The sequence below is a fragment of the Micromonospora sp. WMMB235 genome (assembly GCF_001855515.1).
GTDB classification, from domain to species: domain Bacteria; phylum Actinomycetota; class Actinomycetes; order Mycobacteriales; family Micromonosporaceae; genus Micromonospora; species Micromonospora aurantiaca.
In genome coordinates, this window is the sequence record NZ_MDRX01000001.1 from 5,735,883 (window position 1) to 5,755,288 (window position 19,406).

Here is a 19,406-nt window from a genome sequence, read left to right on the forward strand (position 1 = left end):
TGCGGCACCTCTCGTCAGACGCGGCCGCCGGGCTTGCGGCGGGCGCTCACACCGGCCACCACTGCCACCGCGACCAGGCCGCCGACCAGCAGCAGCGAGCCCGTGCCCCGGCTACCCGCGGTGCCACCGCCGCCGGTCGCCGGCCCCTTGCTCGGCTGCGCCATGTTGAGCACTGTGAGCATGGTCGAGGCGGTGTTGCCGTTGGAGCAGTCCAGGTTCACCGGGTAGTCGCCGGGCGCCTTGTTGCCCGGCACGGTGACCGAGCCGGTGAGGAAGCCGTTGTCGGACCGCAGCGTCACCCGCCCGAAGGCGTCCGAGGTGACCTGCGCCTGGCGGTTGTTGCTGTTGTCGCAGCCGGCCCGCAGGTTGACCCGGGAACCGGCCTGGACGCTGTTCGGCGTCACCTCGATGAACACGCTCTCCCCGGCCCGGGCCGGCGGCGCGGTGGTCAGGACGAACGCCGCGACCAGGCCGAGCAGGCCCAACAGGGACGACAACGCACGATGTGACACGAGCCCTCGCATGGTTCCCCCCTCCCGGCGCGACGATGCGCCGGACCACTGACGGGCAGCGGCGCCTGCTTTCCCGGAGGGCGGGGTAGCTAACGGGGCGCCTTGACCACGGGGTGCCAGGCCAGCGGGGTGGACAGCACCATCGTGCTGGACGGCTGCCCGTACGGCGCGAGACGGTCGATGACCTCCTCGAACTCGCCCATGTTCGTGGCGGCGACCTTGAGCATGCTGCACGCGTCCCCGGTGATCCGGTGGATCTCCATGATCTCCGGCCAGCCCGCGACGTCGGGGTCGTTGAGGATGCAGCGCGCGCCGTAGCAGGACATCCGGATCAGCGCGAGCACTGTGCGTCCGGCCCGGGTGAGGTCGACGTGGGCGTGGTAGCCGGTGATCACACCGGCTTCCTCCAGCCGCCGTACCCGCTCGGCCACAGCGGGCGGCGACAGGTGGACCCGGCGGGACAACTCGCTGTACGAGAGCCGGGCGTCGGCCTGGAGCTCGCGCAGCAGCGCCCAGTCCATGTCGTCCACGCGCGGACCTTCCTTCCGTAAAGACAGCGACGCGAGATGGTTTCGGTTCGCGAAGTGAGACCACCATACCGCCGTTGAACAGGCATTCCATTCGGCCGTCCACCAGCGGGATCATGACTTCTACCCCGCGCACGGACGGAGAATGACTGTGGAACAGACGACGGCGGTGCGCCCGGTAACCCCCCAGGAACGGGCGGCTCGGGCGGCGCGCAACGGCGGCGAGCCGACGCTGGAGTTCGCCGACCGCGTGCCGTACGACGCGTACGTACGGGCCAGCACGCTGCACCGGCTCCAGGAGCCGCTCAGCGACGACCCGGGCGAGATGTCCTTCCTGATGGTCAGCCAGATCATGGAGCTGTACTTCGGCCTGACCTGCCACGAGCTGCGGCACGCCAAGCGCGAGCTGCGCGAGGACCGGATCTGGGAGGCCCTGCCCCCGCTGCGCCGCGCCGCCCTGCACCTGGAGGGCCTCAACGCCGCCTGGCACGGCCTGCGCTGGATGAGCCCGGCCGACTTCAACCGCTTCCGCGACCGGCTCGGCGAGGGCTCCGGCTTCCAGTCCGCCATGTACCGGCAGCTGGAGTTCCTGCTCGGCCTGCGCGACCGGGCGCTGATCCGCCCGTTCCGCCGGCAGACCGAGGTGTACGACGAGCTGACCGCCGCGCTCGCCACGCCGAGCCTCTGGGACGAGGTGGTGGCGCTGCTGGCCCGCAAGGGCTTCGACGTGCCGGCCGAACTGCTGTCGCGGGACGTGAACGCCGAGCACGAGGGACACCCGGCGATCGAGGCGGCCTGGGTCCGGATCTACGGCGACAACGGCCCGGACAACCACCTGCGCCTGCTCGGCGACGCGCTGACCGAGATCGCCGAGGAGTTCGGCGACTGGCGCTGGAACCACGTCAAGGCCGTCCAGCGCACGATGGGCGCCAAGGTCGGCAGCGGTGGTTCCGCCGGACTGGCATGGTTGCAGCGCAGCATGGCCCGGGTGGTCTTCCCGGAGCTGTGGTCGGCCCGCACCGCGATGTGACGAGAGAGAACAGCATGCACACCCCCGAGAACGAAGCCCTCCGCCGCGACGCCGCCGACCCCGGCCACCGGCACCTGTTCCACATCCCACCCGCCGACGGCGGGCGCTACCCCGACACGGCGTACCTGGCGGGCAACTCGCTCGGCCTGCAGCCCCGGGCCACCCGGGACGAACTCCTCGCCGACCTGGACGCCTGGAGTCGCCTCGGCGTCGAGGGGCACCTGGAGTCGGAGCGCCCCTGGCTGCCGTACCACGAGCTGCTGACCGCACCGGCCGCCCGCCTGGTCGGCGCGCTGCCCGCGGAGACCGTGGTGATGAACTCCCTCACGGTGAACCTGCACCTGCTGATGGTCAGCTTCTACCGGCCGGCCGGCGAGCGCACCCGCATCGTCATCGAGGACAGCGCGTTCCCCTCGGACAGCTACGCCGTGCGCAGCCAGGCCCGCTTCCACGGCCTGGACCCGGACACCACTGTGGTACGCCTCAAGCCGCGCCCCGGCTCGGACACGCTCGGCACCGAGGACGTGCTGGACTTCCTGGCCCGCGAGGGCCACACGGTGGCGCTGCTGATGCTCGGCGGCGTGAACTACCTGACCGGCGAGCTGATGGACATCCCGGCCATCACCGCTGCCGGCCGGGCCGCGGGCGCGGTGGTCGGCTGGGACCTGGCGCACGCCGCCGGCAACGTGCCGCTGGCGCTGCACGACTGGGACGTGGACTTCGCCGCCTGGTGCTCGTACAAGTACCTCAACTCCGGCCCTGGCGCGCTGGGCGGCGTCTTCGTCCACGAGCGGCACCTCGGCGACCCGTCGATCCCGCGCTTCGAGGGCTGGTGGAGCACCGAGGCGGCCACCCGGTTCGAGATGACCCCGGTGTCCCGGCCGCCCGCCACAGTGGAGGCGTGGCAGATCTCCAACCCGCCGATCTTCGCGATGGGCCCGGTGCGTACCTCGCTGGAGCTGTTCGACTCCGTCGGCATGCCCGCGCTGCGCGAGCGCAGCCTGCGGCTCACCGCCTGGCTGGAGCAGCTGCTCGACGAGGTGACGCCGGGCCGCCCGCTGACAGTCGTCACCCCGCGCGACCCGGCCCGCCGCGGTTGTCAGCTCTCCGTGCGGATCGGGGTGGGCAGCGCGAACGAGCTGACGAAGCGGCTGCGGCACGAGCACGGCGTGGTCGCCGACGCCCGGGAGCCGGACATCGTCCGGTTCGCGCCGGTGCCGCTGTACTCCTCGTACCACGACTGCTGGCGGGTCGCCGAGGCGCTGGCGGCAACGTTTGAGAAGGAGGGCTCGTGAGCGAGCGCGACGAGATCGCCGTGGTCGGCGCCGGGCTGGCCGGCTGTCTGCTGGCCTGCTACCTGGCCCGGCGCGGCTACCCGGTGGCCCTCTACGAGCGGCGGCCCGACCCGCGTACCGGCACCGCCGAGCGGGGCCGGTCGATCAACCTGGCGCTGTCCGAGCGTGGCCTGGACGCGCTGCGCCGCATCGGCCTGGAGGACGAGGTCATGGCGGACGCGCTGCCGATGCGCGGCCGCATGATCCACCCGGTCGAGGGCGAGCCGGAGTTCCAGTCCTACAGCGGATCCGGGGACCGGGCGATCAACTCGATCAGCCGGGGCGCGCTGAACAACGCGCTGCTCGACGCCGCCGCCGCGCTGCCGAATGTGCGCGTCGCGTTCGACCACCGGCTGGTCGGGCTCGACCCGCTCGGCGGCGAGATGACGTTCGAGACCCCGCAGGGCAAGGTCACCGCCGCCGCCTCGGTCGTCCTCGGCGCCGACGGCGCCGGCTCCGCGGTGCGTGGGCAACTGCTCGCGTACGGCGGCCTGACCGAGAGCCTGGACTTCCTCGACTACGGCTACAAGGAGCTGACCATCCCGCCGCTGGGCGGGGAGTTCGCGCTCGACCCGGGCGCGCTGCACATCTGGCCGCGCGGCACCTCGATGATGATCGCGCTGCCGAACCCGGACCGCTCCTTCACCTGCACGCTGTTCTGGCCCACCCACGGCACCCGCAGCTTCGCCTCGCTGAGCAGCCCGGCGGCGATCGAGCAGTTCTTCGCCACCCACTACCCGGACCTGGTCCCGCTCGCGCCGAACCTGGTCGACGACTACCAGCACAACCCGGTCGGTGTGCTCGGCACCGTGCGCTGCACGCCGTGGCAGGTGGCAGGCAGGGTCGGCCTGATCGGCGACGCCGCGCACGCCATCGTGCCGTTCTACGGCCAGGGCGCGAACTGCGCGTTCGAGGACGTGGTCGAGCTGGACCGCTGCCTCGACGAGTGCGACGACGAGTGGGCCGCCGCGCTGCCGCTGTTCCAGCACCGCCGCCAGGACAACGCCGAGGCGATCGCCCGGATGGCGCTGGCGAACTTCGTGGAGATGCGGGACAAGGTCGCCTCGCCGGTGTTCCGCACCCGCAAGCAGGTCGAGCACGCGCTGGAGCGCGCGCTGCCCGGCCGCTACGTCTCCCAGTACGAGCTGGTCTCGTTCTCCACCACCCCGTACGCGCAGGTGCGCCGCCGGGTGCGCGCGCAGTACGCGGTGGTCGGCGCGGTAGCGGCCGGCGCGGTCGCGCTGCTGGCCGGCGGTGTCCGCGCGGCGCTGGGGAGGCGGCGATGACGCTCTGGGATCCCCGCCTGATGACCGGCCACGCGCCGGACGGTCCCGGCCTGCTGCGCAACTTCGTCGGCGGCGAGTTCGTCGACGTCGGCAGCCGGTTCACCAAGCGCAGCCCGGTCACCGGCGAGCCGGTGTTCGAGGTGGTCGAGGCGTCCCAGTCGACAGTGGACGACGCGGTCGCCGCGGCCCGGTCGGCGCTGCGCGGCCCGTGGGGCCGGATGGGGGAGCGGGAACGCGCCGAGGTGCTGCGCCGGGTCGCCGACGAGCTGGAGCGGCGCTTCGACGACCTGGTCGCCGCCGAGGTCGCCGACACCGGCAAGGCCATCTCGCAGGCCCGTACGCTCGACATCCCGCGCGGCGCTGCGAACTTCCGGGCGTTCGCCGAGATCGTGGCCACCGCGCCCACCGAGTCGTTCACCACTGTGACCCCGACCGGGGGCCGGGCGCTGAACTACGCGGTCCGCAAGCCGGTCGGCGTGGTCGCGGTGATCGTGCCGTGGAACCTGCCGCTGCTGCTGCTCACCTGGAAGGTCGCCCCGGCCCTGGCCTGCGGCAACGCCGTGGTGGTCAAGCCCAGCGAGGAGACCCCCGCGTCGGCCACGCTGCTGGCCGAGGTGATGGCCGCGGCGGGCGTGCCCGACGGCGTGTTCAACCTGGTGCACGGCTTCGGCCCCGGCTCGGCCGGCGAGCACCTGACCCGGCACCCGGGCGTGGACGCGATCACGTTCACCGGCGAGTCGGCGACCGGAAGCGCGATCATGCGCGCCGCCGCCGACGGGGTGAAGGCGGTCAGCTTCGAGCTGGGCGGCAAGAACGCCGGCCTGGTGTTCGCCGACGCCGACCTGGACGCGGCGGTCGCCGGTTCGGTGCGGTCCAGCTTCACCAACGGCGGCCAGGTGTGCCTGTGCACCGAGCGCATCTACGTGCAGCGGCCGGTGTTCGAGGAGTTCACCGCGCGGCTGGCCAAGCGCGCCGACGAACTGGCGTACGGCTGGCCGGACGACGAGGCCACGGCGAACATGCCGCTCATCTCGCACGGGCACCGGGACAAGGTGCTCGGCCACTACGCGCTGGCCCGTACCGAGGGCGCCGAGGTGCGCGCCGGTGGGGGCACGCCGCGCTTCGGGGACGCCCGCGACGGCGGGGCGTACGTGCAGCCGACGGTGCTCACCGGCCTGGGGGCGGACGCCCGCACCAACCAGGAGGAGATCTTCGGCCCGGTGGTGCACGTCGCGCCGTTCGACGACGAGGACGAGGCGTTCGCGCTGGCCAACGGCACCGCCTACGGCCTGGCGGCGACGGTGTGGACGCGGGACGTGGGCCGGGCGCACCGGGCCGGCGCCCGGCTCGACGCCGGCATCGTCTGGGTGAACACCTGGTTCCTGCGCGACCTGCGCACCCCGTTCGGCGGCGTGAAGGCGTCCGGCGTGGGCCGCGAGGGCGGCGTGCACTCGCTCGACTTCTACTCCGAGCTCACCAACGTCTGCGTGGACCTCACATGAGCGCGCGGACTGGCGCGGGCGCGCGCGGTGGGCAGAATGGCCGGAATCCCCAGCGACGTAAGCGAGGAGCCGCCATGACCGTGGACATCGAGGCCGCCAACCGGGAACTCGCAGTGGCCCGGCAGGAGGGCAAGCCCTGCCCGCCGCTGCGCGGCCGGCTGCTGCCCGAGGGCGACATCGAGGCCGCGTACCAGGTGCAGCAGGTCTACACCCGGCAACGGCTGGGCAAGGGACACCGCCGCGTCGGCGCGAAGATCGGGCTGACGTCGCGGACCGTGCAGGAGAGCTTCGGCGTCTTCCAGCCCGACTTCGGGGTGCTGTTCGACGACATGGCCGTCGGCGACGGCGTCGAGGTGCCGATCGGCCGGCTGCTCCAGCCGCGGGTGGAGGCGGAGATCGCCTTCGTGCTCGGCGCGGACCTGCCGGACGAGCGGGTCACCACAGTCGACCTGATCCGGGCGGTGGACCACGTGCTGCCGGCCATCGAGATCGTCGACTCGCGGATCGCCGACTGGGACATCTCCATCGTGGACACGGTCGCTGACAACGCCTCCAGTGGGCTGTTCGTGCTCGGCACCGCGCCCCGGCGGCTCGCCGACGTGGACCTGCGGCTGTGCGGCATGGTGCTGGAGCACGCCGGTGAGCCGGTCTCGGTCGGCGCGGGCGCGGCCTGCCTCGGCAATCCGCTGCACGCGTTGCAGTGGCTGGCCGCGACCATGGCCCGGGCGGGCGCCCCGCTCAAGGCCGGTGACGTGGTGCTCTCCGGCGCGCTCGGCCCGATGGTGCCGGTCACGCCCGGCGCCGCGTACGAGGCGCGCATCTCCGGGCTCGGCTCGGTGCGTACCTGTTTCTCCTCGGAGGGAACGTCATGACTGTCGGAGTGGCGGTGCTCGGGTCGGGCAACATCGGCACCGACCTGATGATCAAGGTGTTGCGGCTCAGTGAGAGCCTGCGCATGGTGGCGATGGCCGGCATCGACCCGGCCTCGGACGGTCTGGCCCGGGCCCGCCGGCTCGGCGTGACCACCACCGCCGAGGGCGTCGACGGCCTCGTGGCGCTGCCCGAGTTCGCGGACGTCCAGCTCGTCTTCGACGCCACCTCGGCCGGCGCGCACAAGCGTCACGACGAGGTGCTGCGGGCGCACGGCCGTACCGTCGTCGACCTGACGCCCGCGGCGATCGGCCCGTACGTGGTGCCGCCGGTGAACCTCGACGAGCACCTGGGCGAGCCGAACGTCAACATGGTGACCTGCGGCGGCCAGGCCACAGTGCCGATCGTGCACGCGGTCGGCCGGGTCACCCCCGTCGCGTACGGCGAGATCGTCGCCTCGATCGCCTCGAAGTCGGCCGGGCCCGGCACCCGGGCCAACATCGACGAGTTCACCGAGACCACCGCCCGCGCCATCGAGGTGGTCGGCGGCGCCGAGCGCGGCAAGGCCATCATCGTGCTGAACCCGGCCGACCCGCCGCTGCTCATGCGGGACACGGTCTACTGCCTGTGCCCGGACGCCGACGCCGACCGGGGCGCGATCGCCGCCTCGGTGGCCGACATGGTCAAGGCCGTGCAGGAGTACGTGCCCGGCTACCGGCTCAAGCAGGACGTGCAGTTCGACGCCGTGGACACGTACGCGCCGGTGCTGGGCCGGCACTTCACCGGCCTCCAGGTGTCGGTGTTCCTGGAGGTCTCCGGCGCCGGGCACTACCTGCCCGCGTACGCCGGCAACCTGGACATCATGACGTCGGCCGCGCTGCGTACCGCGGAGCGGCTGGTGGCGCTGCGTTCCCCGGAGGTGAGTGCCCGATGACCGACCTCTACATCCAGGACGTGACGCTGCGCGACGGCATGCACGCCGTCGCCCACCGCTACACGGTCGACCAGGTGCGTACCATCGCGGCCGCGCTCGACGCGGCCGGCGTGGCGGCGGTCGAGGTGGCGCACGGCGACGGCCTGGCCGGTTCCAGCGTCAACTACGGGCACGGCGCCGCAGCCGACGCGGACTGGATCGCCGCCGCCGCCGAGGTGCTGACCACCGCGCGGCTCACCACGCTGCTGCTGCCGGGCATCGGCACCATCGCCGACCTGAAGGCGGCGAAGGCGCTCGGCGTGACCAGCGTCCGGATCGCCACCCACTGCACCGAGGCGGACATCTCCGCCCAGCACATCGCCTGGGCCCGGGAGAACGACATGGACGTCTCCGGGTTCCTCATGATGTCGCACCTCAACGACCCGGCCGGGCTGGCCGCGCAGGCCAAGCTGATGGAGTCGTACGGCGCGCACTGCGTCTACGTCACCGACTCCGGCGGGCGGCTGCTGATGTCGGACGTGGCGCAGCGCGTCGACGCGTACCGGCAGGTGCTGGAACCCGAGACGCAGATCGGCATCCACGCGCACCACAACCTGTCGCTGGGTGTGGCGAACAGCGTGCTGGCGGTCGAGCACGGCCGGATCCTCGGCGACGGCCCGCTCGGCTCGCCGTCCGGACGGACCGTCCGGGTGGACGCGTCGCTGGCCGGTATGGGCGCCGGCGCGGGCAACGCACCGCTGGAGGTGTTCGTGGCGGTCGCCGAGCTGCACGGCTGGAAGCACGGCTGCGACGTGTTCGCGCTGATGGACGCCGCCGACGACCTGGTCCGCCCGTTGCAGGACCGGCCGGTCCAGGTCGACCGGGAGACGCTCTCCCTGGGGTACGCGGGCGTCTACTCCAGCTTCCTGCGCCACGCCGAGCGGGCCTCGGCCAAGTACGGCGTGGACGTCCGCTCGATCCTGGTCGAGCTGGGCCGCCGCCGGATGGTCGGCGGCCAGGAGGACATGATCGTGGACGTGGCATTGGACCTGGCGGGTAGGGAGAACTCATGATCGGGCCGGACATCGCCGGCATCGCGGAGAAGCTGGGGGCGGCGGCCGACGACGCCACCGCGATCCCGCAGCTGGCCGCCGAGACCGGCCTCGACGTCGACGCCGCGTACGCGGTGCAGACCGCGCTGGTCAAGCGCCGCCTCGACCGGGGTGAGCGGCTGGTCGGCCTCAAGATGGGGCTCACCAGCAAGGCCAAGATGGCGCAGGTCGGCGTGGACGAGGTGATCTGGGGCCGGCTGACCGACGTGATGCGGGTGCCCGACGGCGGCGGCGTCGACGTCGGCGACTTCATCCACCCCCGGGTCGAGCCGGAGGTGGCGTTCCTGCTGGACCGGCTGCCCGACCCGGGCGAACCGGTCGGCTCGTTCACCCGTGCCGTCCGCGCGGTCGCCCCGGCGATCGAGCTGATCGACTCCCGGTACGCGAACTTCACCTTCTCGCTGCCGGACGTGATCGCCGACAACACCTCGGCCGCCGCGTTCGTGGTGGGGCCGTGGTCACCGGTGCCGGACGGGCTGGACAACCTCGGCGTGCTGCTGGAGATCGACGGGCGGGTGGCGCAGGTCGGCTCGACCGCTGCCATCCTCGGCGACCCGCGCCGCGCGCTGGACGAGGGGCTGCGGCTGGCCGGCCGGCACGGCGTACGACTGCGCAAGGGCTGGGTGTTCCTGGCCGGCGCGGCCACCGCCGCGGTGCCGCTGCGCCCCGGTGCGCACGTCCGCGCCACTGTGGAGAAGCTGGGTTCCGCCTCGATGAAGGCTCTCTCGTGAGCGCGAGGAGTGAGCCGGGTTTGCGAGCCCCGCAGTCGCGAACGGAAAGCGGCCCGGTGAGCGCGAGGAGTGAGCCGGGTCTGCGAGCCCCGCAGTCGCGAACGGAAAGCGGCCCGGTGAGCGCGAGGAGTGAGCCGGGTCTGCGAGCCCCGCAGTCGCGGACGGAAAGCGGTTCTGCCGTGACCGCCCGGGTGGTGGCCGGGAAGGCCGTGCCGCGGGGGGCGTTCCCGCACGTCAAGGTGGCCGGCGGGTTCGTCTACGTCTCCGGTACGTCGTCGCGCCGGCCGGACAACACGTTCGCCGGGGTGTCGGTGGACGAGTTCGGCACCACCGACCTGGACATCCGGGAGCAGACCCGGGCCGTGGTCGAGAACATCCGCGACCTGCTCCGCTCGGTCGGCGCCGACCTGAACGACCTGGTGCAGGTCACCAGCTACCTGGTCAACATGAACGACTTCGGCGGCTACAACGAGGTGTGGGCGGAGTTCTTCGACGCCACCGGGCCGACCCGCACCACAGTCGCCGTGCACCAGCTTCCGCATCCGCATCTGCTGATCGAGATGCAGGCCGTCGCCCTACTTCCGTCGGGAGGTTCCCATGAGTGAGATCGCCGAGCCGTTCAGCTTCTCCGGCTGGATCGGCGAGAACCAGCACCTGCTCAAGCCCCCGGTGGGCAACAAGGAGATGCTGCCCGGCAGCGACGACTTCATCGTCATGGTGGTGGGCGGCCCGAACCAGCGCACGGACTTCCACGTCGACCCGTACGAGGAGTTCTTCTACCAGGTCAAGGGCAACATGCACATCAACCTGATGCTGCCCGAGGGCCCGCGTACGGTGCACGTGCGCGAGGGGCAGATGTGGATGCTGCCGCGCAACACGCCGCACTCGCCGCAGCGTCCCGAGGCCGGCTCGATCGGCATGGTGATCGAGCGGGTCCGCGAGGAGGGCACGCTGGAGAAGTTCCAGTGGTACTGCGGCGAGTGCCACCACAAGGTGCACGAGGTGGAGTTGCAGGTCCGCGACATCGCCGCCGACCTGCCCCCGGTCTTCGCCGCGTTCTACGCCGACGAGAAGGCCCGTACCTGCGACAACTGCGGCGCGCTGCACCCGGGCAAGGGCTGACGCGTGCCGGTCGTGGACGTGCACACGCACGTCGTACCGAAGGGGTGGCCGGACCTCGCCGCGGCGTGCGGCGGGTCCGGCTGGCCCTGGCTGCGGGTGGACTCCGAGCGCGCCGCCATGATCATGGTGGGGGAGACGGAGTTCCGCCCGATCGGCGCGCAGTGCTGGGACGCGCCGACCCGGCTGGCCGACATGGAGGCCGACGGCGTGGACGTGCAGGTCGTCTCGCCCACCCCGGTGTTCTTCAGCTACGACCGACCGGCCGACCAGGCGGTCAAGGTGGCCCGGATCTTCAACGACCTCACGCTGGAGGTCACAGCGGCCGGCAACGGCCGGCTGGTGCCGTTCTGCCAGGTGCCGTTGCAGGACCCGGACGCGGCCTGCGCCGAGCTGGACCGCTGCCTGTCGGCGGGGCACGCCGGCGTGGAGATCGGCAACCACGTCGGCGACCGGGACCTGGACGACGAGGGCATCGTGCAGTTCCTGACCCACTGCGCCGAGGTCGGCGCGCCGGTGTTCGTGCACCCGTGGGACATGCCCGGCGGCCCCCGGCTGGACCGGTGGATGGCCCGCTGGCTGACCGGGATGCCGGCCGAGACGCACCTGTCGGTGCTCGCGCTGATCCTCGGCGGCGTGTTCGACCGGGTGCCGGACACGCTGCGGATCTGCTTCGCGCACGGCGGCGGCAGCTTCCCGTTCTGGCTGGGCCGCGCCGACAACGCCTGGCACCGCCGCGGAGACCTGGTGCGCGGCGCGTCCAGCGCGCCGCCCAGCTCGTACGTCGACAGGTTCCACGTCGACTCGGTGGTCTTCGAGCCGGCCGCGCTGCGGCTGCTCGTGGACACCATGGGCGCCGAGCGGGTGCTGCTCGGCAGCGACTACCCGTACCCGCTGGGGGAGCGGCCGGTCGGCCAGGTGGTGCACCGGGCGGACTTCCTCACCGACGCGCAGCGGGACGCGTTGCTCGGCGGCAACGCGCTGCGGTTCCTCGGCCGCTGACGAACTCCGGGTGCGTCTGCCGAGGGCAGACGCACCCGGAACGGTTCAGGAGTGCGGGCAGGTGTCCCGGTACTCCTCGATCGCGGTGCCGCGAGGCGCCGGGCAGAGGAACTGCTCGTAGCGGGTGTCGTCGTCGACGAACCGCTTGAGCCACGAGATGCTGTATTTCGCGACTGTCACGTTCGGCGAGGTCGGCGCCGAGTGGCTGGCCGCGTTCAACTCCAGGTACGCCTTGTCCAGCGTGGCCGGCAGGCTGGTGTAGAACGGCTCCGAGTGCGACGACACCGGCGCCACCGAGTCGTTCTCGGCGCCGATGACGAGCGTCGGCACGCGTACCGACGACCAGTTCTTCGTCGTGTGCCAGCCGGTCAGCGGGATCGCCGCCTGGAGCGCGGGCCGGGCGTTCGCCGCCGACAGGCTGCCGCCGCCGCCCATCGAGTGCCCCATCACGGCGAGCCGGTTGCGGTCGATCCGGGTACGTACCGCGCTGGTGTTGGTCAGGTAGTCCAGGGCGGCCAGGAGCTGGGTGCCGCGGCTGGCCGGCTGGTCGTAGACGGAGAGGGTGTCGATGGTGATGACCACGAAGCCCTGCGAGGCCAGCCGCGGCCCGAGCCAGGAGACTGCCGACTGGCCGGCGGTGAAGCCGGGGGAGATCGCGACCGCGCCGAACGTGCCCTCGGCGGTGCTGGTCGGGTAGTAGATCGTGCCACCGCGGAAGCCGCTGACGCTCGATGCGGAGACGGTGGTCTGGGCGGTCGCGAACGGGCCCCGGGCGGCCTCGATGGAGGCGGTGGTGGGCGCGGGGCCGCGCTCGTAGGGGTTCGCGGCCAGCGCTGCCGCCGGCCCGCCGTCACCGGCACCGGCCGGGGTCACCGGCAGGGCGGCGAGGCCGGCGGCGGTCAGGGCGAGGGCGAGCAGGGGGCGCAGGGCGCGCGGAAGCCGGGACGGGCGGTCCGGTGTGCCGGGTGCGTGGTGCACGGCGTGCTCCTCGGGGTGGTGGGGCGGCCTTCGATCGACTTTGGTCGATCTCCACATCCTGCGCGTCACGCCCGCCCGGCGGACCATCCCGAACCGGTCATGTCACCCGCATATGGACCTGCCGCCGGACGTGTCGCCCGGCCTCCCGGCCGCCGGACCGGCAGGATGGACGGCATGGCCGAGCCGCACGACCTGACCGCGCTGGAGCAGTCCGCCGCGATCCGCCGGGGCGAGCTGTCCAGCCTGGAACTGGTCGAGCACCACCTGCGCCGGGTCGAAGGGCTCGGCGACACCGTCGGCGCGTTCGTCACAGTCACCGCCGAGCAGGCCCGGAGCGCCGCCCGTGCCGCCGACGCGCTCGCGGCCGAGGGACGCGGCCCGCTGCACGGGGTGCCGACCGCGATCAAGGACCTCACGCTCACCGCCGGGGTCCGCACCACCTTCGGCTCCGCGGCCTTCGCCGACTTCGTCCCACCCGTCGACGCCGACGTGGTCCGCCTCCTGGCCGACGCCGGCCTGGTCAGCCTCGGCAAGACCACCACCTCCGAACTCGGCTGCTCGCTCTACTCGGAAGGGCTGGTGGCGCCGCCGGCCCGAAACCCGTGGGACCTCGCGTACACCGCGGGCGGGTCCAGCGGCGGCGCGGCAGCAGCGGTCGCCGCCGGGCTGGTGCCGGTGGCGCAGGGCTCCGACGGCGGCGGCTCGCTGCGCATCCCGGCCGCGCTCTGCGGCCTGGTCGGCTACAAACCCAGCCGGGGCATGGTCTCCGGCGGGCCGCTCGGCTTCGGCGGCTTCGGGCTGCCGGTGAACGGGCCGATCGGCCGCACCGTCGCCGACGTGGCCGCGCTGCTCGACGTGCTCGCCCGCCCGGTGCCCGGCGAGCCGTACCTGCCGCCGGCCGCGCCCGCCGGCGGCTACCTCGGCGTCACCCGCGCCGCCCGCGTCACCGGCCCCGGCCGGCTGCGCGTCGGCCGCTTCACCACGCCGATGCTCGCCGACGAACCGGTCCACCCGGACTGCGTGGCCGCCGTCGACCGGGCCGCCGCGCTGCTCACCGACGCCGGCCACGAGGTGGTCGACGTCCCCGCGCCGCTCGGCCCCGAGGCGTGGCCGCTGTTCGAGACCGTCTGGTACGCGCTGGCTGTCACCCCGGTCCCGGCCGGGCGGGAGGGCGACCTGCTGCCACTGACCCGTTACCTGCGCGAGCGCGGCGAGGCGCTCGGCGCGGCCCGGCTGATGGCCGCGCTCGGCGAACTCCAGGCGCAGGTACGCCGTGGCGTCCGCCGTACCGCCGGGTGTGACCTGCTGCTCTGCCCGACGCTCGCGGCCCCGCAGGCGCCGGTGGGCGCGTTCGCCGCCCTCGAACCGGCAGAGGACTTCGACCGGCAGCGGCGCTTCTCACCGTACTGCGCGGTCTTCAACGTCACGGGCGATCCGTCCGTCTCGTTACCTCTCGGACGGACCACCGACGGGCTTCCGGTCGGGGTGCTCCTCACCGGCCGGTACGGCGACGACGCGACACTGCTCGCCACTGCCGCGCAACTGGAGTACCGGAGTGACGGATGGGATCAGCACCCCGCAATCTGGCGGGCCGCCGACTCCGCTAACGTGAACATCACAAGTGACGTGGGGCGCGACCGGTCCTGACCGGCCGACCCGCACCATTCCTGGTCTCTCTTTCCGCCTGGGGGCGTTGGGATTGTCTGTTACCGAGACGTTGGTGGTCTTCGTCGGCATCCCGGCCGCCGCGGTGCTGCTGATCGCCGCCCTGGCGGCCGTCGGCAGCCGCGGCAACGGTGGCGGCGCCAAGCGCTACCGGCCGGGCCGGCCCTTCGACTTCACTCCGGTCTGGTTCCTGGGCCGTCCGGAGCAGCTGGCCGACTCGGCCGGCACGGCGCTGGCCGCCGGGGCGCAGGCGCCGGCGTTGACCAGCCGCAAGCAGGAGCAGGCCGGCCGGGAGGCGCCGGCCGGTGGAACCGGAGGCGCAAGTGACCGTTGGTGAAGCGCGGCCCACGACGGGGACGGGCACCCCGCCCGAGGTGCTGGACGGACCGTTCTCGACCCGTCAGCTGCTCCGCATCGACGAGGCCCTGCGCCTCGCCGACCAGGGCACCGGTCTGGTCTTCTCGGTCTACGTCGGCGGCCTCGACGAGCCGATCCGGGAGCACGCCGAGCGGCTGCACCGCCAGCTCGCCGACCCGGACCGCTCGGTGCTGATCGCGGTGTCGCCCAACCAGCGGCAGCTGGAGATCGTCACCGGCAAGTACGCGCGCAAGCGCATCCCGGACACGTACGCCAAGCTGGCCGCGCTCTCCATGGTGGCCTCCTTCGGCGGCGGCGACCTGGCCGGCGGCATCATCCAGGGCCTCGACCAGCTCGCCAGCCACGCCGGCAAGGGCTGATCCCCGCCCGCACACACGACGAAGCCCGGCCCCGCGTACGCGTGGGCCGGGCTTTCTCGTGTCAGCGGGGCTGGCCCACGACAACGGCCGGGGCCGGCGCGGACTGCCACCCGCGCCGGCCCCGGCCGACGTGCCTCACTCAGGCGCTGCGCGCGTCCCGCTCCCGGGCCTTCAGCGCGCGGACCACGCCGTCGCGGCCCTCGGCGACCAGCCGCCGCAGCGACGCCGGCCGGCCGTCCTGGGCCAGCCACGCGTCGGTGGCCGCGACGGTGTCCTCCTCGACCAGGTGCGCCGGGTAGGCGAGCTGCACGAACTCCTGCGCCGGCTCGCTGTCGCGCTGCGCCCACACCTGGTCCACCGTGGCGAAGTACCGCTCCCGGTAGGGCGCGGTCAGCTCGACCTGCGCCGCGTGGGTGAAGCCCTGCAACAGCGCCCGGTTGCGCCAGTTGGGCAGCGCGTCCGGGCCGGTGAGCAGCGCCCACACCGCGGCCTTGTTCTCGACGGTCGGCACCAGCGCGTGCGCGTACGCGGCCTCCCGCTCGCCGCTGGCGGTACGGTCGCCGGCCAGCTCCGCGTCCACGTCGGCGGCACCGGCCGCGCCGTTGGCGACCAGCGACTGGAGCACCGTCCAGCGCAGCTCCGTGTCGACGGTCAGCCCCTCCGGCACCCCGTTGCCGTCCAGCCAGCCGCGCAGCGTGGCCAGGTCCTCACCGGAGCGGGCCGACGAGGCGTACGACCGGGCCCAGGCGAGCTGGAAGCCGCTCCCCGGCTCGGCCGCCGCGAGCGCGGTCCGCGCGGTACGGGCCAGGTCGGCCCAGCCGGTCGGCGCCCACGCCGGGTCGGCGTAGAAGGTGAGCGCCGTGGTCGCCTGCCGCAGCGTGGCCGTCACCAGGTTGATGTCGGTCTCGGCGGTCAGCCCGGCCAGCACCAGCGCCACGTAGTCGCGGGCCGACAGCTCGGCGTCGCGGGTCATGTCCCAGGCGGCGGTCCAGCACAGCGCCCGGGCCAGCGACGAGTCGAAGCCGGCGATGTGCTGCACCACAGTGGCCATCGACCGCTCGTCCAGCCGCAGCTTGGCGTACGTGAGGTCCTCGTCGTTGAGCAGCAGCACGTCGGCGGCCGGCTTGCCGTGCAGCTCGGACAGCTCGGTCAGCTCGCCGGTCACGTCCGTCTCGATCAGCTCGCGGCGCACCAGCCGGCCGTCGGTCAGGTCGTACAGGCCGACGCCGATGCGGTGGGTACGCAGCGTCGGGTAGGCCGACGGCGCCTCCTGCCGGACCACCACCCGCTCGTACGTGCCGTCGGCGCCGATGGTCACCTCCGGGCGCAACGTGTTGACCTGCGCGGTCTCCAGCCACTGGGCGGCGAACTTGCGCAGCTCCCGGCCGGAGGCCGCCTCCAGTTCGGACAGCAGGTCGTCGAAGGTGGCGTTGCCCCAGGCGTACTTGCCGAAGTAGGCGCGCAGGCCGGCCAGGAACGGCTCCTCGCCCACGTACGCGACGAGCTGCTTGAGCACGCTCGCGCCCTTGGCGTACGTGATGCCGTCGAAGTTGACCTCGACGGCCTCCAGGTCCGGCATCTCGCAGTAGACCGGGTGGGTGGAGGAGAGCTGGTCCTGCCGGTAACCCCAGTTCTTGCGGATCGACAGGAACGTGGTCCAGGCGTCGGTGAAGCGGGTGGCGTGCGTGTTGCACCAGTGGCTGGCCCATTCGGCGAACGACTCGTTGAGCCACAGGTCGTTCCACCAGCGCATGGTGACCAGGTCACCGAACCACATGTGCGCCAGCTCGTGCAGGATCGTGTTGGCGCGCTGCTCGTACTCGAAGTCGGTGACCTGCGAGCGGAAGATGTAGTGCGACTCGGCGTGCGTGACGCAGCCGAAATTCTCCATCGCGCCGGCGTTGAAGTCCGGCACCCAGAGCTGGTCGTACTTGGGCAGCGGGTAGCGCACCCCGAACTTCTCCTGGAAGAAGTCGAAGCCCTGCGTGGTGATCAGGTGCAGGTCGTCGGCGTCCATGTGCGGGGCCATGCTGGCCCGGCAGAAGTAGCCCATGTCGATGCCGTCGTGGGTGCGCCGCACCTCGTGGTACGGCCCGGCGCAGAGCGCGGTGATGTAGGTGCTCATCCGCTCCGACACGGTGAAGTGCACCGTCTTCAGGCCCTCACCGGCGGCCTCCTCGCGGGCCACCGGCATGTTCGACACGACCCGCCAGTGGTCCGGGACGGTGGCGTGCCAGGTGTAGACGCTCTTCAGGTCGGGCTGGTCGAAGCAGGCGTAGACCTTCTGCGCGTCGGCGGTCTCGAACTGGCTGTAGAGGTAGGTCTCGCCGTCCACCGGGTCGACGGTCCGGTGCAGACCCTGCCCGCTGTTGGAGTAGCCGAAGTCGGCGTCGACCACCAGCACGTTCTCGGCGGCCAGACCGCTGAGCGTGAGTCCCTTCTCGGCGGACCAGCCGGACAGGTCCACCGGCTCGCCGTTGAGTGTGGCCGACCGCACCGATTCGGCGGCTGTCTCGATGAACGTGGTCGCCCCCGGTTCGGCGCAGCGGAACCGGACCTCGGTCACCGAGCGGAACGTGCGACCGGTGGGCTGCACCGCGGTCGACAGGTCAAGGCTGATGTCGTACCCGGTCACCTCGAGCAGGCGGGCCCGCTCCGTCGCCTCGACCTGGGTCAGGTTGCGCACTCCCGGCACTGTTCGTCTCCATCCCACTCGTCTCGCCGCGCCCCGCGGCGCCGGTTCTGCCCGGCCGCTCGTGACGGCCCGTCGAGAACCGAGTCTTCCATGCACGGACCGCTCCCGGTGGTCGAGGTCACGCTCTCATTCCGGTACCGGTCGACGGGGTACGGGGTGAGGATCGGAGGTGACCGCGCCGGGTCCCCGGCGCGACGATGCCGTGAAGGGAAAACACCGTGACCGAACGTGTCACCGCGGACATGTGGTTCGACCCGCTGTGCCCGTGGGCGTGGATCACCTCCCGTTGGCTGCTGGAGGTCGAGCAGGTCCGGGATGTGGACATCCGGTTCCACGTGATGAGCCTGTCCGTGCTCAACGACGGCCGGGAACTGCCGGAGGAGTACCGGGACCTGATGCGCGACGGCTGGGGCCCGGTGCGGGTGTGCATCGCCGTCGAGCAGGCGCACGGCGCCGAGGCGCTGGCGAAGCTCTACACCGCGATGGGCACCCGGATCCACCTCGGCAAGGAGGGCCTGGGCCGGGACATGCTGGTGGGCGCGCTCACCGAGGTGGGCCTGGACCCGGCGCTCGCCGACGCGGCCGAGTCCACCCAGTACGACGAGGCGCTGCGGGCCAGCCACGAGGCGGGCATGCGGCCGGTCGGCACCGACGTGGGCACCCCGGTGATCCACGCCCCGGGTCCGGACGGCGGGCAGGTCGCCTTCTTCGGCCCGGTGATCACCCCGGCGCCGAAGGGCGAGGCGGCCGGCCGCCTCTGGGACGGCGTGCTGCTCGTCGCCGGCACCCCCGGCTTCTACGAGCTGAAGCGCACCCGGGAGCAGGGCCCCATCTTCGACTGAGGGGTAAGGAAGGGCCCCTTCTTAACGCCTCCGGTAGAGGAAGGGCCCCTTCTTAACACCGGCAGCACGCCCCGAGCCCCGCACCCGCCCGTCACCGGGCCGGTGCGGGGCTCGTTTCACCGGGTGTCCCAGCCGACGGCCCGCGGGGCCGCAACACGGCAGCTCCTGGAGGCGTTCCCATGGCCAAGCACCGCCACATGTCCGACGACGCGCCGCGGCAGGCGACCGAGGACTCCGGTGCGACGTACTGGTCGGTGACCGAGAGCCACTGGCCGGCCGGCCCGGCCGAGGTGGCCGACCTGCTGGCCCCGCCGATCGTGGTCGGCGTGGCCCGGGTGGTGGCCACCTCGCGGATGACACCGCCGGGCGAGACCGGCCGCCCCGGCCGCGCGCCGTCGCGGCCCGGCGCCGCCGCCCACCCGGCCGCGGGGGCGACGACGGTACGCCTCAACGCCGGCTCCCGCCCCGCCCCGGCGACCCGCCGCCCGACGCCGGGCCGGCACCGCAACCCCACCGCCTGAGCTGCCCTTCCCGGCGTTAAGAAGGGGCCC

20 protein-coding genes are annotated in these 19,406 nt (G+C 72.8%); 16 read left to right on the forward strand and 4 right to left on the reverse strand.

Translation table 11 applies throughout. From position 1 onward, the window contains the following. Positions 1-14: 14 nt before the first annotated feature. Positions 15-524, reverse strand: a complete 510-nt coding sequence (locus BFV98_RS25515) for a hypothetical protein (protein ID WP_013475465.1) — start codon at positions 522-524, stop codon at positions 15-17. A gap of 77 nt (positions 525-601) precedes the next feature. Then, the gene (locus tag BFV98_RS25520) at positions 602-1,042 is read right to left on the reverse strand and encodes an Lrp/AsnC family transcriptional regulator (RefSeq protein WP_013288068.1); all 441 of its coding nucleotides are present in this window, start codon (positions 1,040-1,042) and stop codon (positions 602-604) included. Positions 1,043-1,184: 142 nt separating this feature from the next. Between BFV98_RS25520 and BFV98_RS25525 the strand changes: the two genes are divergently transcribed. The 11 genes from BFV98_RS25525 to BFV98_RS25575 all read left to right on the forward strand — a co-directional run bounded on the left by BFV98_RS25525 (position 1,185) and on the right by BFV98_RS25575 (position 11,938). Further along, on the forward strand, positions 1,185-2,069 hold the full coding sequence (locus BFV98_RS25525) for a tryptophan 2,3-dioxygenase (RefSeq protein WP_013288067.1): 885 nt from the start codon (positions 1,185-1,187) through the stop codon (positions 2,067-2,069). A 14-nt stretch (positions 2,070-2,083) separates the two neighbouring features. Further along, the gene (kynU, locus tag BFV98_RS25530) at positions 2,084-3,364 is read left to right on the forward strand and encodes a kynureninase (protein WP_013475467.1); all 1,281 of its coding nucleotides are present in this window, start codon (positions 2,084-2,086) and stop codon (positions 3,362-3,364) included. After that, positions 3,361-4,689, forward strand: coding sequence for an NAD(P)/FAD-dependent oxidoreductase (locus BFV98_RS25535; protein ID WP_071098018.1), 1,329 nt, complete (start codon positions 3,361-3,363; stop codon positions 4,687-4,689). The genes kynU and BFV98_RS25535 overlap by 4 nt, the downstream gene beginning before the upstream one ends. A 20-nt stretch (positions 4,690-4,709) precedes the next feature. After that, complete coding sequence (locus BFV98_RS25540) at positions 4,710-6,191, forward strand: 2-hydroxymuconic semialdehyde dehydrogenase (protein ID WP_071098997.1); 1,482 nt, start codon at positions 4,710-4,712, stop codon at positions 6,189-6,191. 74 nt (positions 6,192-6,265) lie between these two features. Continuing rightward, positions 6,266-7,063 (forward strand): 2-keto-4-pentenoate hydratase, encoded by a 798-nt coding sequence (locus tag BFV98_RS25545; RefSeq protein ID WP_071098020.1) that lies wholly within the window; start codon positions 6,266-6,268, stop codon positions 7,061-7,063. Continuing rightward, positions 7,060-7,995: an acetaldehyde dehydrogenase (acetylating) gene (locus tag BFV98_RS25550; RefSeq protein WP_013288062.1), complete on the forward strand. Its 936-nt coding sequence runs from the start codon at positions 7,060-7,062 to the stop codon at positions 7,993-7,995. Before BFV98_RS25545 ends, BFV98_RS25550 begins: the two co-directional genes overlap by 4 nt. After that, the gene (gene dmpG / locus BFV98_RS25555; protein WP_013288061.1) at positions 7,992-9,047 is read left to right on the forward strand and encodes a 4-hydroxy-2-oxovalerate aldolase; all 1,056 of its coding nucleotides are present in this window, start codon (positions 7,992-7,994) and stop codon (positions 9,045-9,047) included. The genes BFV98_RS25550 and dmpG overlap by 4 nt, the downstream gene beginning before the upstream one ends. After that, positions 9,044-9,817, forward strand: a complete 774-nt coding sequence (locus BFV98_RS25560; protein ID WP_030273308.1) for a 2-keto-4-pentenoate hydratase — start codon at positions 9,044-9,046, stop codon at positions 9,815-9,817. The genes dmpG and BFV98_RS25560 overlap by 4 nt, the downstream gene beginning before the upstream one ends. Before the next feature lie 179 nt (positions 9,818-9,996). Beyond that, positions 9,997-10,422, forward strand: a complete 426-nt coding sequence (locus tag BFV98_RS25565; protein WP_071098021.1) for a RidA family protein — start codon at positions 9,997-9,999, stop codon at positions 10,420-10,422. Continuing rightward, a complete protein-coding gene (locus BFV98_RS25570; protein WP_013288058.1) occupies positions 10,415-10,939 on the forward strand; it encodes a 3-hydroxyanthranilate 3,4-dioxygenase in 525 nt (174 codons plus the stop codon). Before BFV98_RS25565 ends, BFV98_RS25570 begins: the two co-directional genes overlap by 8 nt. 3 nt (positions 10,940-10,942) lie before the next feature. Beyond that, positions 10,943-11,938: an amidohydrolase family protein gene (locus BFV98_RS25575; RefSeq protein ID WP_013288057.1), complete on the forward strand. Its 996-nt coding sequence runs from the start codon at positions 10,943-10,945 to the stop codon at positions 11,936-11,938. A 45-nt stretch (positions 11,939-11,983) separates the two neighbouring features. Here the strand turns inward: BFV98_RS25575 and BFV98_RS25580 are convergent, their stop codons facing one another. Next, positions 11,984-12,916 (reverse strand): dienelactone hydrolase family protein, encoded by a 933-nt coding sequence (locus tag BFV98_RS25580; protein ID WP_071098023.1) that lies wholly within the window; start codon positions 12,914-12,916, stop codon positions 11,984-11,986. A 174-nt stretch (positions 12,917-13,090) separates the two neighbouring features. Between BFV98_RS25580 and BFV98_RS25585 the strand changes: the two genes are divergently transcribed. The 3 genes from BFV98_RS25585 to BFV98_RS25595 all read left to right on the forward strand — a co-directional run bounded on the left by BFV98_RS25585 (position 13,091) and on the right by BFV98_RS25595 (position 15,318). Then, positions 13,091-14,563 (forward strand): amidase, encoded by a 1,473-nt coding sequence (locus BFV98_RS25585; RefSeq protein ID WP_071098024.1) that lies wholly within the window; start codon positions 13,091-13,093, stop codon positions 14,561-14,563. 70 nt (positions 14,564-14,633) lie between these two features. Further along, entirely contained in the window at positions 14,634-14,918 is a 285-nt protein-coding gene (locus tag BFV98_RS25590; RefSeq protein ID WP_026268244.1) for a hypothetical protein, read from the forward strand. Beyond that, positions 14,905-15,318, forward strand: a complete 414-nt coding sequence (locus BFV98_RS25595) for a DUF5130 family protein (protein ID WP_013475476.1) — start codon at positions 14,905-14,907, stop codon at positions 15,316-15,318. Before BFV98_RS25590 ends, BFV98_RS25595 begins: the two co-directional genes overlap by 14 nt. Positions 15,319-15,457: 139 nt before the next feature. Here the strand turns inward: BFV98_RS25595 and pepN are convergent, their stop codons facing one another. Beyond that, positions 15,458-18,004 carry an aminopeptidase N gene (pepN, locus tag BFV98_RS25600; protein WP_030273313.1) on the reverse strand — a complete coding sequence of 849 codons (2,547 nt, stop codon included), beginning with the start codon at positions 18,002-18,004 and terminating at the stop codon, positions 15,458-15,460. Between the two features lie 227 nt (positions 18,005-18,231). Between pepN and BFV98_RS25605 the strand changes: the two genes are divergently transcribed. Together BFV98_RS25605 and BFV98_RS25610 are read left to right on the forward strand one after the other, a co-directional pair. Further along, the gene (locus BFV98_RS25605) at positions 18,232-18,855 is read left to right on the forward strand and encodes a DSBA oxidoreductase (RefSeq protein WP_013475477.1); all 624 of its coding nucleotides are present in this window, start codon (positions 18,232-18,234) and stop codon (positions 18,853-18,855) included. Positions 18,856-19,034: 179 nt separating this feature from the next. Further along, positions 19,035-19,376, forward strand: coding sequence for a hypothetical protein (locus tag BFV98_RS25610; protein WP_071098026.1), 342 nt, complete (start codon positions 19,035-19,037; stop codon positions 19,374-19,376). Positions 19,377-19,406: the final 30 nt, after the last annotated feature.

Excerpts from the sequence above, each read along its gene's own strand:
- BFV98_RS25515 (WP_013475465.1), bottom strand. The coding sequence starts at position 524 with ATGCGAGGGCTCGTGTCACATCGTGCGTTGTCGTCCCTGTTGGGCCTG.
- BFV98_RS25525 (WP_013288067.1), top strand. The coding sequence starts at position 1,185 with ATGACTGTGGAACAGACGACGGCGGTGCGCCCGGTAACCCCCCAGGAA.
- kynU (WP_013475467.1), top strand. The coding sequence starts at position 2,084 with ATGCACACCCCCGAGAACGAAGCCCTCCGCCGCGACGCCGCCGACCCC.
- BFV98_RS25540 (WP_071098997.1), top strand. The coding sequence starts at position 4,710 with ATGACCGGCCACGCGCCGGACGGTCCCGGCCTGCTGCGCAACTTCGTC.
- BFV98_RS25545 (WP_071098020.1), top strand. The coding sequence starts at position 6,266 with ATGACCGTGGACATCGAGGCCGCCAACCGGGAACTCGCAGTGGCCCGG.
- BFV98_RS25550 (WP_013288062.1), top strand. The coding sequence starts at position 7,060 with ATGACTGTCGGAGTGGCGGTGCTCGGGTCGGGCAACATCGGCACCGAC.
- dmpG (WP_013288061.1), top strand. The coding sequence starts at position 7,992 with ATGACCGACCTCTACATCCAGGACGTGACGCTGCGCGACGGCATGCAC.
- BFV98_RS25560 (WP_030273308.1), top strand. The coding sequence starts at position 9,044 with ATGATCGGGCCGGACATCGCCGGCATCGCGGAGAAGCTGGGGGCGGCG.
- BFV98_RS25570 (WP_013288058.1), top strand. The coding sequence starts at position 10,415 with ATGAGTGAGATCGCCGAGCCGTTCAGCTTCTCCGGCTGGATCGGCGAG.
- BFV98_RS25585 (WP_071098024.1), top strand. The coding sequence starts at position 13,091 with ATGGCCGAGCCGCACGACCTGACCGCGCTGGAGCAGTCCGCCGCGATC.
- BFV98_RS25610 (WP_071098026.1), top strand. The coding sequence starts at position 19,035 with ATGGCCAAGCACCGCCACATGTCCGACGACGCGCCGCGGCAGGCGACC.